The organism is Lysinibacillus sp. NPDC094177 (assembly GCF_050279145.1).
Classification (GTDB): Bacteria; Bacillota; Bacilli; order Bacillales_A; family Planococcaceae; genus Lysinibacillus.
On record NZ_JBNNTW010000024.1, the window covers coordinates 18,380 to 34,923 of the forward strand.

General features: G+C 31.1%; 10 protein-coding genes. 6 read left to right on the forward strand and 4 right to left on the reverse strand.

What is annotated here, in order from left to right:
- Positions 1-349: 349 nt before the first annotated feature.
- From ACQKNC_RS21835 to ACQKNC_RS21855, 5 genes are all read left to right on the forward strand, one after another.
- The gene (locus tag ACQKNC_RS21835; protein ID WP_427426819.1) at positions 350-826 is read left to right on the forward strand and encodes a hypothetical protein; all 477 of its coding nucleotides are present in this window, start codon (positions 350-352) and stop codon (positions 824-826) included.
- Between the two features lie 54 nt (positions 827-880).
- Positions 881-2,350 (forward strand): replication-relaxation family protein, encoded by a 1,470-nt coding sequence (locus ACQKNC_RS21840; RefSeq protein ID WP_427426820.1) that lies wholly within the window; start codon positions 881-883, stop codon positions 2,348-2,350.
- A gap of 681 nt (positions 2,351-3,031) precedes the next feature.
- On the forward strand, positions 3,032-3,898 hold the full coding sequence (locus ACQKNC_RS21845) for a DUF4007 family protein (RefSeq protein WP_427426821.1): 867 nt from the start codon (positions 3,032-3,034) through the stop codon (positions 3,896-3,898).
- Entirely contained in the window at positions 3,895-7,215 is a 3,321-nt protein-coding gene (locus ACQKNC_RS21850) for a hypothetical protein (protein ID WP_427426822.1), read from the forward strand. Before ACQKNC_RS21845 ends, ACQKNC_RS21850 begins: the two co-directional genes overlap by 4 nt.
- Before the next feature lie 169 nt (positions 7,216-7,384).
- The gene (locus ACQKNC_RS21855) at positions 7,385-7,525 is read left to right on the forward strand and encodes a hypothetical protein (protein WP_427426823.1); all 141 of its coding nucleotides are present in this window, start codon (positions 7,385-7,387) and stop codon (positions 7,523-7,525) included.
- Positions 7,526-7,567: 42 nt separating this feature from the next.
- On the opposite strand, the gene ACQKNC_RS21860 is transcribed toward ACQKNC_RS21855, so the two are convergent.
- From ACQKNC_RS21860 to ACQKNC_RS21875, 4 genes are read right to left on the reverse strand one after another with little or no spacing between them, the layout of a single operon-like run.
- Complete coding sequence (locus tag ACQKNC_RS21860; RefSeq protein WP_427426824.1) at positions 7,568-8,464, reverse strand: phosphoadenosine phosphosulfate reductase family protein; 897 nt, start codon at positions 8,462-8,464, stop codon at positions 7,568-7,570.
- Between the two features lie 51 nt (positions 8,465-8,515).
- Positions 8,516-9,427 carry a hypothetical protein gene (locus tag ACQKNC_RS21865; RefSeq protein WP_427426825.1) on the reverse strand — a complete coding sequence of 304 codons (912 nt, stop codon included), beginning with the start codon at positions 9,425-9,427 and terminating at the stop codon, positions 8,516-8,518.
- A complete protein-coding gene (locus tag ACQKNC_RS21870) occupies positions 9,424-11,256 on the reverse strand; it encodes an ATP-binding protein (protein WP_427426826.1) in 1,833 nt (610 codons plus the stop codon). The genes ACQKNC_RS21865 and ACQKNC_RS21870 overlap by 4 nt, the downstream gene beginning before the upstream one ends.
- Positions 11,253-12,884 (reverse strand): DEAD/DEAH box helicase, encoded by a 1,632-nt coding sequence (locus ACQKNC_RS21875; RefSeq protein ID WP_427426827.1) that lies wholly within the window; start codon positions 12,882-12,884, stop codon positions 11,253-11,255. Before ACQKNC_RS21875 ends, ACQKNC_RS21870 begins: the two co-directional genes overlap by 4 nt.
- Positions 12,885-14,243: 1,359 nt before the next feature.
- Between ACQKNC_RS21875 and ACQKNC_RS21880 the strand changes: the two genes are divergently transcribed.
- Positions 14,244-16,226: a hypothetical protein gene (locus ACQKNC_RS21880; RefSeq protein WP_427426828.1), complete on the forward strand. Its 1,983-nt coding sequence runs from the start codon at positions 14,244-14,246 to the stop codon at positions 16,224-16,226.
- Positions 16,227-16,544 lie beyond the last annotated feature (318 nt).

The following is a 16,544-nucleotide window of genomic DNA, read 5'->3' on the forward strand; positions in this document are numbered from 1 at the left end:
TAATTAAAATATATTATCTATTGCTATCAATAAATTTGGACTTGTAAAAAACAAATATAGATAGAAATTATTTAAGGCGTGACTAAAAAATGAAGTGAGTTGGTTCTCCTATTTTTTAAAATAGTTTACCTAGGGTAGTCATAATCTATTTTTAAATCAGTATCTTTTAAGAGAAAGGCAATCTATTTCTTACCGAACCATAATTATTCTTTGTAGAGCTGTTGTAGATATACAGGAAAAATAAGTTAACAAATAATCCTTAAAATATATGCAAATTATATGAGAATACTCTTAAAACGCTCTGTTTTACCTTGTATAATATTTGAAACTTATAGGAGGCGACTCAGAGGTGACAATAGGAGAAGTCATAGAAAGCTTAAATAATGGTACAAGCCCTCAAGAAATAGCACAACAATTGAACATAAAAAGTGTTAATACACTAATCGAGAAATTAGAGAATGCTGCAGTATATTTAAATGATGAAAATAACAAATGGGAATATGTAGGGGAAGTCCCGCGGAAATCGTTGAGTAGGGAGATCACAAAACGAGTTCAGAGATTACAAGAAGATAAAGTATATATAAAGAAAGAGCTAGTATCTCCAGTTCAGAAATATTTAGAGGATAGTGAATTGCTATATATACTGTTTAAAGATTATAAAAAGGTGAAATGGAATAATCTGAATGTAAGAAAAACTATTTTTATAGAAGAGGAGTTATATTCGCAGATAAAAGTTTTTAGTGAAGAAAACGCACTCAAATTGAACGCATTATTAACAGTCTTAATCAAAAAAGGATTAGAAAGTTACCAGATGAAAATTAAATAAATCTCAAAGAGGCACACTTTCTTTGCGAGTGTGCCTCTTGTTATGGAGGAAACAATGAAATCAGACTTTAAGATAATTTATCACTACAAATACAATAAAAAAATTGAATTGAGAAGAGAAGATGTTAAAGCGCTATTATTTTTGTATGATCAATCTTTATTGTCTCAACCACAACTATTTATGTATTACCGATTAGTTGTAGATCGATTTGCAGAAGCATCTTTTCGTCGTAAAACGAAAAAATGGCATGAGGCTGGAATTATCCGAAAATCAAAGCGTTCAATAGAAAATGGCTACAAATTAGCGTTTTTAAATCTTACTGAAGCGGGATTGTCGCTACTGAAAGGTTTAGGGTTAATTCACTCAAAAAGCCAACTCAAATATCGTCCAGATAAAAATATCGATCATACATTAGTTATAAAACAAATAGCTTTAGAGGTATTTGTTAAAGCTAAGAAGGAAGGAATTATGTTTTATATTTCTGGAGAAGAGAAAATTAGGGTTCCTATTACCAACAAAGATAGTTTTCTAGAAAAATTAAAAGGCGAGATTCATTTCTATAAGCGAGAAGATTTAGGCCAAAATCAAATTCATTTGCCATTTACTAAAGGAAAATTAGAAAGTACGGATTTAATCGTTAATAATTCGTTAGGAGTTGAATTAAAGGGAATTAAACCTGATTGGATGGTTTATTACAAAAAGCAATTAGTGTTTTTTGAAGTTGACACTGGAAATGAATCGATTGATAGCGAGAATTCTAGTAATCAAAATACGATTGTTAGCAAAGTAAGAAGATACAACTATCTCAAAACGGAATATCAAAAGCAGAAAGTATTTATTGCTACAGCATTTGTTTTAGTTGATAAGGAACAGGATGTAATAACATTACGGGAACATTCAAATAAGAAAAAAAGAATACTAAATATGAAGGAAATAATTCTAAATAAAGTCTTTAACATTAATTTTTCTGTATATGCAATTGGTATGTCGAGAATAAGAGAAGTAGTGTATTTATTTTTCACTGGAAGAATTACTCCATTAGGAAGAATATTTAATGATAAAGGTCTTAAGTTGCTAGCAGAGTACTTGAATAAAAACCTAAAGAACAAATCGTTAACAATTGAGGTGACACATTTAAATAATTACAGGACATATGGAATTAATACTACCAACTTCAACTATAGTCCTGAAAATATTTTAACTTTACACCATCTGGGTGGAACACAACATATTGTACCGGTCTTAATTCGAGAAGGACATATTAAAGAAATGGAAAAAACCTATTACTATTTAGAGAAAGCACACAAAGGATTTTTTGCGTTTAATAGTAAAATATTATTGGTATACTCCTCTAATGCTGCTCTTGAAAATGATGTTTTTGGGAAAACAAAGCCAGGTGCAGAATTTAAATCACAAGTAAAACATCTGTTGAAAATTAGTCTAGAGGATATAAATAATGGCATATTTCGTTTATATGATTTCAATGGATTGTTAAAGACTCCGGAAGATATTTTAATAAATTGATAGGCCACTAGTGTTAAATATTGGTAATAACAGTAATCTCACAGCAGATTGGTAATACATTAATTTTTAGATAAACCGCTTCAATTTGAGATTCTAAAAAGATAAGCATTTATTCGAATATGGTAACCAATAATAGTTACTATAGATATCTACTATGGTAACTTTTATTTATTACTATTCAGGATTCCTCCAGCAGTGGGAAGAAAGCCAGTTAAGTATCAATAAACATTAATGTTAATGGAAACTAGTATTAGATTACAGAGTTAATAAACAAGAGATCTAAAATATATGTAATCGGTTTATACGTAGGTTAGAAAGTTTTTAGTAGGGGAAGGTATATGAAATACACTTATTGTCTTCTAGAGAAATAGGTAAAGAGGCTTATTAGTGTTTATCAAAATAAACATTAGGAAAAACCGATTTATATAGTAACTAAATATAGTAACTAAATGTAGTAACTATATATATATAAAGGAACGTTTGAATTGGTGAAATTCTTGATATAACAGGGTTTTGAAATAGTAACTATATATGAAACCGATTTAGGAACTATACATATAATTAAATTTAATAATAATAATTAAAGTAGATTCATTAGATAATAATCCCCTAATATTACCGTTTTTGAGGTAAAATATAAACAAGTATATTTTTACTATTTTATAAAGGTGGCAGGCACAGATGGCTTTTGGGCAACATCAAACTTTTTATTTGCGTCAGCAATGGTTAAACAAAGGATTGAAAGAAATAAAAGATAAACCAAGATTTTTCTACGAGGACGATCATTTTGAGGTTCTTGGTGTAGGTAAAAACATGGCGAAATCAATTCGCTATTGGCTGAATGCGACGAAATTAACAAAAGAGGTTCGAACTACACAAATTGAGGTAGTTCCGACTGATTTAGCTGAAGTTATATCTATGTATGATCCATATATTAAAAATCAATTTTCATTAAGCTTATTACATTATTTATTAGTTACGGAATATAATGAGGCGACTACGTGGTATTGGTTCTTCAATATTTTTAATGAACGTGTATTTACTAAAGCTATGCTTATAGAGCAATTATCAAAATGGGTTGCTGAATCATTTCAAAAGCAAGTTTCACCATCAACGTTAAAAAAGGATATTGATTGCTTAATACAGTTATACACTGTGAAAGATTATAATAATCAAACGCCAGAAGACGTTATTAAAAGTCCTTTTGAGTCATTGGGGCTTATTCAAATGACAACTGGACAAAACTACATGAAATCTCAACTAAATTATAAGCCAAGTACGTTGATCCTGTATATTACTTTACTCAAATACTTTGATAAGCATGAAGTAAATGAGATTAGTTTGAGCGAACTAGTAAATAACGAAGAATTATGGGGATGTGTATTTAATTTAGATAGGGATACAATTTTAACTTACATAGATGAAATTCAAGAGAAGTATCCGATAAAGTTTACACGAACAAATCGTTTAGATGTAATTCGAATAGAAAAAACTTTCGAGTGGCTAGAAGAAGTGAAAGCGATTTACGAAAATGAGGTCATATTATGATGAGTTTCCAACCAAGTATTAATATTTCTTATGACATAGGAAAGACGCAGCTCTTTGAAAATTACGTACCAAATATTAATCAATTAAATATTATGAATGCAATCTTAACAAACGTAGGTAAGACTGAACAACATGCACATTTAATTGTTGGCCCTTATGGTGCGGGTAAATCTCTAGTTGGGGCTATGGTTACTTCATTAGTTGTTCAACCAAAAGCGAATAAAAAAGTATACAATCAGTTTTTTGAAAGCGTGTATAAAGTTAGTCCTGAATTAGATTTAAGTATGCGTAGTGCGCTTGTTGAGAATAAATTCAAGTGGATTCCAGTGACAATTACAGGGAAAAGCGGTAGTTTTGAAACGGTAATTTTAAATAGCATCCAGAAAAAATTACTGGAATTAGAAATCCCTTTTACATTGAAGAACGATGCATTTTACATCAATGAATTAATAGAACTTTGGGAAACCATGCATCCAGAAGTGATTCGTAATTTAGAGCAAATATTAAAAAGACACGATATAGAAATAGACGAGTTTGTTAAACAAATTAAAGAGAATGATGAACAAGCCATGTTAATGTTCAAAAATATTTATACAGAAGTTGCGTTTGGAATGCCGTATCATAATCCAAATAAAATTGAATTTATTGAGCAACTTGTATTTTTATTTGATGAGTTGGCAAAAAATAAAATAGGGATTTTCATTGTCTTCGATGAATTCGGTCGCTTTTTACAGACGATTTCAAATGCGAAAATTTATGAAACAATGCAACAAATTCAAGACTTTGCTGAGCTAGTAAATAGACAGAAGAATGCATTTGCATTGATGATTACACATACTGGATTACAGCAGTATGCAAACGAAAATACGATGTTAACAAAAAATGAGTTAGAACGTGTTGAAAAGCGTTTCTTTGAGCATCGTTTAGAAAGTGACTCAGCAATATTTTATCGTTCCGCGCACAAGGTTTTAAATAAGGCGTCACAATCTGATATGTTTTTAGCTAAAGACTTTGAGGATTTGAAGTATAGCATTATAAAATACAGTATGTTTCAAGATATGACGTCAGAGGAAATAATAGGGTTTATTTTAGAGGGGTGCCAGCCAATCCATCCTTTAGCAATTCAAATCTTACCAAGTATGTCTAATTTACTTGGCCAAAATGACCGAACATTATATTTGTTTTTAAATCAGTTTAAAAAGAAAGATTACGAAGGCACTTGGTATTATGCAGATCAGCTATTTGATTATTTTTATCCAGATGAATCATTAATTTTCACACTTGATTCAATGAAATACTATCGTTTAGCGATTAATTATAAGTTGTCAGAAAATGCTTTGCGTCTTGTGAAGTTAGGGACGTTATTAAACCTTATTAATAATCGTTTTACATTATCAAAAGACTTTATTCAGTTTGCATTAGGCATTGATGAAATCGAAGCAGATAACATCATGCAAGAACTTTTAAGTGTTAAATTGTTACGTTTTAATCTTTTTGTAAATGCTTATGAGTTGTATGAAGGTTCTTTAGTAGTATTTGAGGATCTATATCAAAATGTTGAAACTAAAGTTATCATTAACAATGAATTACGTGTTGAAGCAATTCAAGAAATTTACGGGGAAAAATATTATTTACCGTTAGGTTATAATACGGCGAAAAGTATGACTCGTTACATTGAAACACAATTTGCTTTTGCTACTCAAGATATTAAGGTTGATACTTCAGCAGATGGAACGTTATTGTACATTTTTACGAGAAATGAGCAGGAGCGTGAGCAAGTCAAACAGTTAGTCAGTCATTATATTTCAGGAGATATATTATTTGGAATTGTAGACTTACAGATGGACAAACTATTAGAACATGTTAATCAGTATGTACTGTTAAATAAAATGCTTTTCATGCCTGAGATTTTAAACGAAGATGCCAACTTAAAGAAAGAAATATTAATTCGACTTGATGCAGTATCATACCGTATCCAAAAACAATTGCAACCTTTAAAGGAATTTAATCAAGACTATATTACGTTTTATATGAATAATGAAGTTGTGGTAATGTCAAACATTAATAAGTTTGATATTTATCTAGATGAGTGGATGTTTAAACGATATCCATTAACACCAGAAGTACGTAACGAAAGCTTCAACAAACGAAATGTAATGAAAATTCAACGTAAATCTGCAATTGAATTGTTAAATCAAATTATGGACCCCACTTTTGTAGGGGACCTTGAAGTTTCAGGTTATGGGCCTGATTATTTAATCTATGCAACGACATTTAAAAATTTAAAATTCAACTTTGACAACTTAGATGAACAAACAAACGTAGAGTTGAAAGAATTACGTAGTCGATTAATAGAATTTTTAAATACTAATAGTCGTAGTTCTATTTATAAATTATTCTCTATAGCATTAGACGAACCATTTGGTATTCGTGATCCACTTGTTCCATTATTTGTCGTGTCATTACTTAAAGACAAGTGGAATCAAATGGCTTTTTATTCAAATGATTTTAGTATTACATCTATAACGGCAGAAATGCTTTATGAAATCATAGAACAGCAAGCAGAATTTTATGAGTATGAAATTTATGTACTTGCTGATCAAGAACAACAGGTACTAAAAACAACGAATACAATCTTCTTTGAGGATGAAAATATGATTCATCCAAATATACTATTTAAAAAGTTGAATAAGTGGTTGTTAAGCTTGCCTCGTTTTACTCAAATTTCGAATAAGCAGGATGATAATATAATCAAATTTAAGGAAATTATTCGTGCTAGTGAAACGGATCCATTAGAAGCGAGTAAGAAGCTTTTTGAGATGCAGTTATCACTAATAAATTTAGAATTAATGAAAAATGACTTAGAAAGTTTCTGTGAGCAATTTAAAGAGCAAATTTATAGGGAAACACTGTCTTTATTCGATGTAGATGAAATTGTACAAATTCGAGGGCAGCATAATAAAGCAATTCAAAATTCACCGAAGCTTAAGGAAATTATTACGTTATTCGAAAAGACAGTAGATATAAATGAAGTTATTTTAAAAGTAGTAGGAATTAGGTTAGAAGATTGGTCAGATGTAACGTATAACTCATATTTCACAACACTTAATCAGTATTTAACTGTTTCTAATACTGAGGTAATTCGCTTAGTAGATGGTAATCAAGTCATTACGACAATCCAAGAAATGGAGCTTTCTGTGAAAGGGAATACCATTTACAATCAATTGCAGAGGATTGTAAGTGCTGGTGGGCGTACTATGAATGGGGAAGAAGTGAAGTATATTTTATTCAAATTACTTCAAGAGCAAGAGCTTTAAAGTTTTTAAAATGACTGTTATTTTAAAGTTCACGTTTTTTATCTTGTTTTCTAATTTAGAATATATATGGGTTTAAATATGTTTTTTAGTTTGAAGATAACAATTTTTTCATTTTCCTCGGGACCTAGAGATTTTTTTACATCTTAATTAAGAAAGGGGGTGTCCAAAAGTGAAAAACTTTTTAGACACCCCTTTACTATTTAATAATTATATCTTAGGAAGTACCGCTCCTGCAGTAGTTGTATCAAATGCCACCACGTCACAAGATTTCTTTGCGAAAAAAATTTCTGACCATCCCTTCAATTATTAAAGAAAGTATTAATTAGATTTTCCTTTTGAATCCGGGATATATTTAAGAGTAAGAACAAATGCAAGGAATAGTATCATCCTTCTCACTTAAGTACTTCTCAATGCCATCACGTTCCATCATTTCACGGTATTCACGTAAAGTAAAAGCTTTACTGTTTCTTTTGAGAATTGAAACGTCCTTATCAAACTTTTCACGGAAACGCTCTTCCATAGCTTCTTGTTCCATATATTGATCGGGCCAAACTTTATAAAGTAGAGCATAATGACCTAGTCCGCCACGTACGCAACGACCAGCACAATTTGCGTGCGAGAAGCCTAAGCCATACATGCGCGGTAAGGCAATTTTCCACTCATCTCGAATGATTTTTTTCGTATCAAGATCTTCTGTAAATGTTTCTATCATTGGAAAACGTGTTGCAATCGGTTCAATAGGATTATGCTCGTAGAAATTTTGAAGGTTTATTGCACGGTGAGATTCATGTGGACCAATGCCAAAATAAAGAATTGGTTCTAAGTTATGCTCGTCACGCAGCTCTTCTAAATAGATCAGTGTTTGTCGTACTTTTAATTCCTCGGAACATTTTGCCATACGGGAATTTCCTAAAAAACGTACATCATGAAATACCTCTTCAGGTGTACGACCATCTGTACGATATGTGATTTCCATTCCGATATATTCAGCAACTTCCTCCATAAAACGATAGTTATCGATATCTTCCCAAAGTGTATCGGTAAAGAACAATACACAGTTTTCCTTCCCATACTTTTGAACAATATGATAAGCAACGTATGCAGAGGAAGCTCCTCCGCTATACATTGCTACGTGTACAGGCTTACGGTCATGGTTATTCTCAAGTATACCTGCATTTAAAATACTTAGTGCATTAGAGCCACTTCCGGTCTTTTTAGTTTTTGATTTATTAATAGTATCTATAGACATAAATAAAGCGACTCCTTTCTAATGAAACCAATTAATACTAAGCAACTAGCATTAGAAGACTTTGTTATTTTTTCTAATTCTTTGTGAATAGTTTGGACGGTCAATAATAATTTCATCAATTTCAAGTTCTTGAATCCAAATTAGTAGGGTAGCCAATATATCCTTAACTTTTATTCTAAATGGGGTAGGGTCGTCAATTAATGCATCATGCAATATCGCAGATAATTCCCCGAAATAGATTTCGTCTTCAATTACGTTAATGAGCCATTTAAAACACTTTAATGATCTGAAGTTTTCTTTAAGATTTTTAGCATCATAGGATTCTTCACGCGTTAAACCAAGCAATTTTAAATCATTACTCTTGATATCGAACGTGTTAGAACTAATTAAAAAATCACATATCCATAAATTTTTTATACTATCGCTCTTAGTAAGATTTAATTCTTGTAAGAACCATTCTTGAAAAATAATGTCGCTGTGTTTTTCAGTAATTTGATTTTTAAATTCCAGCATGAGAGAGGCATTCATTAGTATCGCATTATCAAAAACCTCGAGTATTTTTGTATAATCTGTTTGATTACAGGTGCCAGTAACGCCACTCTCAATATTTGAATGTTCTTTTATGCCTAGTCCAGATAGTGTAGCATTCGCACTACCGATAAAATATGTTTGTTTATCAAATACATATATTTTTGAATGTAAATCGAAATTGAAGTACATCTTCCATCCATTACTAAAACAATAATTATAGAGTTCAATATCTGTACTATTAGAGAGAATATCTCCTTTTCTGAAACGAACAAGTAGAATCTTCTCTAGACTACTTGTTAAATGTGTATCTAATTCTTTTAAAGCTTCAATTTTTGCAAAAGCTGAAACAACAATAAGTTGATTTGAAACTTTTACAAGTTCACTCCTTAGGAAAGGCATTATTTCTTTTGAATGTAAGATTTGCTGTATCATTTTTCAAATCTTAAGAACTGTTTTGCGTATTTACCCCAATCTTCACGAACAACTTGTACTTGATCACGTCGAATACCATCAGGAGTCTCATCTTCGTATCTAGCCCAAGCAGCCAATAGTAGCTTGATTCCTAAAGAGGCTTTTTCTAAACGTTCTTTAAGTTTTGACGCATTGTTATCAGTACAATCTTCATCTAATACTTCTAATAAATTTTCAAATGCAGGATGGTCTTTATTTAAAATAACGTTTATTGCTCCACCCTTAGTTCGAACTGTAAAGAAGGCATTTCCTTCAAAAGCATTTTCGATGAAATTAAATTTAGAATTATGTGTAACAGAATGTTCAGCAACAATTTGAGCATTTTCATTATCAACACCACTTGCAATAAGTGTTTCTGTAATTTCTTCTTTACGCTGTTCAGGAGGTTTTATTTCATCGGCATCACTGCTGCCTATAAAGCCAAGTTCTTTACGTTGGTTCGTGATTTCGGTAGCTTGTTTTTCAACTTTTTCATTTTTTATAGACGTAACAGTTGATCGACTGCCTTGATTTTGATTTTTAATGATTTTTCGGATAAGAACTAATTGTCTATTAATGAAATCACAAATCTCAATTAATGGAGTTCGTGGGTCACCTTCTTCTTTATATTGCTCAATAATATCAAGAAGTGTTACCCCTTTTTCTTGCTCCTTTTTTAAATTATCCATCATTGCTAAAACGTCAGAGAAATTACGTGCTGATTGTTTGTTATTAGATACACCCATTAGTTCATCCAATGCAGGAGGGAATTCTACCTCAATACCCCACCAACGCTCAACTGGGTCATAGCTGTTAACCAATGTAATATCCATATCAAGTTCACGACCAGCTCGAATTATTGAGATACCTAAATTGGAGTTTGCGTGTTTCCCATATGGTTTTGCTCCTGTATTGATTCCATTTCTTGCTTCGTCAGTAGCATGAGAAAATCTTACGTAAATCGGATGATTTTCGCCGTTATATGAAACGTTAAATTCTTTTTCATAATTTTCTATTCCGAAGGCTGGCTCAAACATCGGTTTGTTGTTGTATGGCTCTGGACAACTTGTTTTTGCCATTAGATAGAGAGGATCATTAGGTAAGGCAAAATGATGGTTTGGACCATCAGATAGACGGGTTTCATTAATTGTTGTAAAATCAATTTTTAAACTATTATCATTTAAAAATTTTCGATACATTCTACCAATGATCAATTCTGAATGTGTAATTAGAGTTTGCCCTTTTGACCACATGAAACGATCAAGTTCAGACCATACTACTAATGTACCAGTCTTTTCAAAAGTTACACCTTGTTCTAACCAAATTGCCGGAATTTCTTTTTTAGTTGGTGCAGGCATTTCATGTATGTGTCTATTTTTTACTTCATCAATATCTAGATAGGTATGTAGCGCATTTTCAACACCATCTTGCCAACTCCATACATCAACTCTTTTACATTGAGAAATAGATGAAGCTGGTAGGCCCATTCCGAAACGGCCGATACCAGTTCGTTTATTACGCTCTAAACGGGTGCCGTTTCCGAATTGTAAACATAGCTGCAATACATCTGAAGGCATACCTTCACCATTATCCAACACAGCTAATTGATGAAGCTTTAATAATGTACGATTAGTACCAGCAACTTCTTTTTCTTTACAAATGATTTGTACGTAATTCGCATTTGCTTGAATAGAGTTATCTATTAATTCGGCTACCGCATATGCTGTGTTTTTATAACCATTGTCACGCATAGCCTCAATAGCTAAGTGTGCAGGTACATATGATTGATTATCTGTGATTGAATTTGTCATTCCCATACATCCTCCCAATTTACAAAAGCTTCCGAAACTGATCTAAATCCAGGTAAATCTTCATCAATTACAGTTATGATTTCAGCTTCTAGGTTACCTCCGGCGTTTATACCACGAATTGCTCTCCCGACCATCTGACTATAAAGAATTAATGATGTTGTTGGTCGACCAATAATTGCAGCACTTGTTTTAGGTGCATCGAATCCAGTCGTTAGAACACCGTAGTTACAAAGTACCTTTGGAATTGCTTCTTCATTCTTAAAATCGCTAATGATGTTCTTTCTAGTTGTGTTATCAGTATTGCTTGTTAAAGAGCGAGAGTGAATACCTTTAGACTGTAAAATAAACGAAATTACGTTGGAACATTCAACAGAGGGGGCAAATAATATAATTCTTTTATGGTGTTTTGTTAGTCGAATTGCTTCATTAACTAACAATAAATTTCGTCGCTCATCCTCTGCGAGTTTATTTAAGATTTCTTTTGGATATTCTTTTCTATAATTTAGATCGTCTGAAGAAGTTAGTAAATTTACTAAGTTTTTATTTTCGTAGTTAAGTGAAATGAAATTCACTTTTGCTAAATAACCAGAGTCGGTTAAATAATCAATTGGGTTATCATAACCTTTCACTTCTAATTTCACTTTTTTGCGATGATAGAAGTTTGCTAGTACCATATCTTCTTCAATATTACCGAAGCTGCGTCCTGGGGTTGCACTTAGTCCTATTAGTTTTTTTGGTGGACCAACATTAAGTAATATGTTCACCATATCATTATAAATAGGTGCTACAGATTGATGAGCTTCGTCGAATACTAAAAATGAAACTTTATTAGCTAAAGTAGCCATAAACTTTCGGCCAACAGCCCCCTTAGACTTATTAATTAGCTTTTGTAAACCTGTTATTAATAAGCCCTCTTCTAAATTATTAATATCGAGTTCGTAATTTCCCCAATACCTAGAGACAGTAACATCTCTATTACCTAATGAAGACCAGGCTTTTTCAAATTCCTGTGCAGCTTGCTCACAAAGCTCCTCTGTATTTGCTAGCCAAATAACTGTTGCATTTTCATTTGCTCTTAAGTAGTCAGCAATAATATTCATGGAAGTTCTAGTTTTGCCCGATCCTGTTGGCATATGTAACAAAACTCTATCGCTACCCGAACTTAAAATGTTTCTTACTTTAGCTGCTGCAATACGCTGATGTTCGAAAAGGCCATATTGTGCATTTATTAATTTTTGAGTAGGCTCTTGGTCAGGAAGAACGATAACGTTTTTCTGAACATTAAATACTGAGAGCAGTGTATTTGTAATTTCAGAGTTTTTTCTGAAATTTAAGCTCTGTAGTTTTTTATAAATTGTTTGGGTGCTGTCTTGAGGGGAAAACACTCCTAATATTTTTGCTAATGCTTTTGCCTCGTCAAGTTTAAGTAAATCAAAAATTATATTTCTGAAATTACAATCTAAGAGCATTTCTTCCTCTGAATGGAGATCTAGAATTATTTTCTTAATCTCACCAATATAAATACCCTCATTACTCATTAGGCTAAGTATTTTTACAGTTTGAGTACCTAAAATTTCTTGAATTGTTATTTCGTCTGCTCTGTGTAATATTTCCTTTAAATTAAGCAAATAGACCCTCCGTTAATTGAGAAGAAAGTTGTACTAGATTATTATTGCATAATTTTACTGTTTTGGGGGGATAAATTTATATGGTTTGTTAAATTTAAGACAGAAAGATATTTATTGGCTGTTAAATGAGCATTGATAAAGTATTTGATAATTTACTTTATTTATACTGAAAAGACTTTTATCTGTATTTCTTATTTCATTTTCAAATAGTAATGCTACTTAAGTTGAATTGAAATGTAGAGTAAAATAAATTCTTTCAGTGTGATTACATTTTAATAAGAAACATTTGAAATCCTTTAGTACCAAGATTTTTAGGCGTTTTTTAAAATCCACTTTAGTATAGTTGATTTTTAATGTTCATTTCTTTAATAAATTTTACAAAGTTTAGACGCTACTAATATACCGAATCTCTTTTCTTATTGAACTAACGGAGCTAGATTGTCAATAGACTGTCTTGAAGGGGAAGTGATTTTAAATGAATAAACGAAAATTGTATTGGGTATTGTTTGTTCCTAGATGATTTAAAAAATAAACATAAAAACTGACTTTCTTGTGAAGGAATGTACACTTAAACTAACGAGTTGCTTTAGTTTAAGTAGAATAAACAACTTTATTATCACTAAACAATACGGAAGACCCGCTTCATGAAGACTAACTAGAGTTGTACTGGCTGAAATATAGACAAGTTTTGTCTGGATTTATAAATATTTGCCTAAATAAAGGATAATTATGTCTAAATTCTCATCTGCATTTAATGAATACTTTTATGCTTGGGGCGATAATGACCCTGAAAAAGCAGTTTGGAGATACGAGAAATATGTATCTTTTAAACAATTGCATGAATATGACGATTATGTATATTACAGATCGCGAAGGTAAATGGCAGGAACTGTAATCGTTTTGGGTGGTTTGGCGAGTGGATATTGTCTATATAAAGGTGGCTCTTACCTCAAAGCCAAGTCCGATAAAAGAAAGACAGATAAAGAAAATCTCTAGCCTATTTTTGACTAGAGATTTTCTTTATACTATTTTCTGAAAGATTGTTGTTTTTAGTTAAAAATTTGGCTCTGTTAAAAATATCATTGATATTAAACTAACGATTGCGTTAGTGAAAGAGGGACTAAATGATTTTTGGATAGAGGCAATATTTTTATTATTCCATTAAAGGGCCAAATGATAGTGTTGAGAAAGTGCTACCGATTTAGCCATTTTATTAGATGGTAAATTAGTTTAAGATTAATAGTGGTGAACCGTATCATGAGTAAATGAGGATTTTTTCTATCCTAATTAAATAATTATAGAAATGGAGGGGAGATGTAATTTGTTTTTTATAGATATTATAGATAAGGAGTTCTTATAATGAGAGATACTGATGTTTCTGCTTCAATCGCTGGTTATTACAAGCAAATTCTTATTGCGATATATCAACTATTAAATTGCACTGACTCTGAAGATTTTGTTGGCATTGAATGTGGAGCCGACGTGCGAGTTTTTAAATCATCAGGCGAACGTGCCTCGTTAGAAGTAAAATTTAAGGATTCAATATCACCTTATGAAGAGGATATATATAAAACAATGTATAACTTTTATTTAAACTCCAAGGATGATAAGGATCTTATTTTTACAACGAATGTAAAGATAGAACTTCCGTTTAGTCAAGCTGAACCGGAGAATGATATGAAAGAACCAAATGTGGAATTAAAGCGTTTGTATATATTACATTTATTACTTAAATACATTAAAAATAAGCCTTCTACTAATGAAGGCAAACAATTATTTTCCGATGCAAAGAAAAACATTAAAACGAAATGTAACAATTCATGTATGTTGAATAAAAAATATGATAAAGCGAATGAAAAAAAACTTTGTAAAACTTGTTTAGAACAATTGGCAAAGTATTATCTCAAAAATCCTAAACAGATTTTGAAAATACTTAATCTTTTTAAAAGTCAGGAGGACTTTTACACATTTGTATCAAAAATAGAGTTTCAATTTGAAGAACTAGACAAATGGAATTCAAAAATAGACATTAAAAGAAAATCAATAGAACTGTTAAAAGAAAACTTTAATAATTATATGCAAATTAGTAAAGAAGAAGACTATGAAGCAATATTTAATAAAATATCAATGGAATTTTTTGATTATACTGTTGTAAATTCCATGTTAAAGGGTAAGGACTATAAATCACATAAGAAGATATCGAAATCTCAGGTAATAGAGATGATTCAACAACATCATCATTATATTGAAGAATATAAAAATGATAAGTTACTTGAATACATACATTTGTACGAATCAATCCCCTCAGCTAGATTAGATGGTTTATGTATTATTGAACAGTATAAAAAAGAGCGAGCTATATATGAGGATTATTTTAATGCAAAACACAGACCAATTAATTTATATATAATCAAAAAAGTTTTTGAAGAGAAGAATCATAAATTTTTTACACTGCAAGAGAGAGATGCCTTAGCAGAGCGCTTTATGACTTATGCACAGGGTCTAGATTTAATTGGATTTATCATAACATTAGATATTCTTGATCTAACTATTTTTAAAGAAAAGGTTATCATACGATCTCGTTCTAGTTCATTGTGTATAAAAAATGAACAATATTATCAATTAGAGAATATTAAAAATTATATTAGTGAGCGAGCAAATCAAACAAGCTCATTTTATGATGTATATCATCATCCAAAGTTTGTAGCTAATTATGCAAAATCTGATATTGATGGTGATATTACTATTTTCAAGACAGGACAAGAATTTAGTTTAGCAGAATATGAAGTCCTAAATGAATTAGATTTAAAAATATTTATTCAACTGAAACAATTAATTCATGATAAGAAAAATATCCTTATTTTAAAGGGGCGTCCAAAGTTAGAGGGTCTATTTTATAGGGCATTAGTAGAATCCATACCAGATAAATATACGACATCTATATTAACGGATAATCCAGTATCAATCCCAGATACATTTGTTGGAAATAGGGTTATTATACGCAATGTTGATGATTTAGATGGTAATTATGTTAAAGATTTGGAAAAGTATAAAGCTGTTTTAACGACAGACATTTGTATTCTGGAGCCATTTACGTTCTTTAACAATGTATATGAATCAAGGAGAAGTTTAAAAAAATTTTTCAATGAGCAAAAAGGAATTATAGCTTTTTTAAATGATAGTGTATCCACTTTAAATAACAAGTCATTCAACGACTTACAAACAAGGCTTTCATATCAAATAGAAGAAACTGGTATTGATGCATTTATTATTTTAGATGAGCGTGTGCTAGATGGAGAAAAGAGGGATACTATAAAAATCATTACTCCTGAAGAACAGTGAAAATTTTAAATTTGGGTTTAACTTGTTAGTTTTAGCTAGGAAATAATAGTAGCTACTATTATTTTAAATAAACCTTCATTTGGGTATAGCGTGGTGAAAAGCATCATAAATAATCTTAACCTAACAATGTTGGAATTAAATAAATGTGAATGAAATCTAGATTATAAACCGTTCTTCCGCAATCGGGCGCGATTGTTGAAGAAGCGTCTCTGTTCTTATTAAACTAACGGGTGCTTTACTTGAAGATCATTGAGTTGCATAGGCAGCTCTTTTTTTATTGTGCTAACGGTGCAGTTTAGTTTAAGATTTTTGTTAATT

Excerpts from the sequence above, each read along its gene's own strand:
- ACQKNC_RS21845 (WP_427426821.1), top strand. The coding sequence starts at position 3,032 with ATGGCTTTTGGGCAACATCAAACTTTTTATTTGCGTCAGCAATGGTTA.
- ACQKNC_RS21865 (WP_427426825.1), bottom strand. The coding sequence starts at position 9,427 with ATGATACAGCAAATCTTACATTCAAAAGAAATAATGCCTTTCCTAAGG.
- ACQKNC_RS21870 (WP_427426826.1), bottom strand. The coding sequence starts at position 11,256 with ATGACAAATTCAATCACAGATAATCAATCATATGTACCTGCACACTTA.
- ACQKNC_RS21840 (WP_427426820.1), top strand. The coding sequence starts at position 881 with ATGAAATCAGACTTTAAGATAATTTATCACTACAAATACAATAAAAAA.
- ACQKNC_RS21850 (WP_427426822.1), top strand. The coding sequence starts at position 3,895 with ATGATGAGTTTCCAACCAAGTATTAATATTTCTTATGACATAGGAAAG.
- ACQKNC_RS21860 (WP_427426824.1), bottom strand. The coding sequence starts at position 8,464 with ATGTCTATAGATACTATTAATAAATCAAAAACTAAAAAGACCGGAAGT.
- ACQKNC_RS21880 (WP_427426828.1), top strand. The coding sequence starts at position 14,244 with ATGAGAGATACTGATGTTTCTGCTTCAATCGCTGGTTATTACAAGCAA.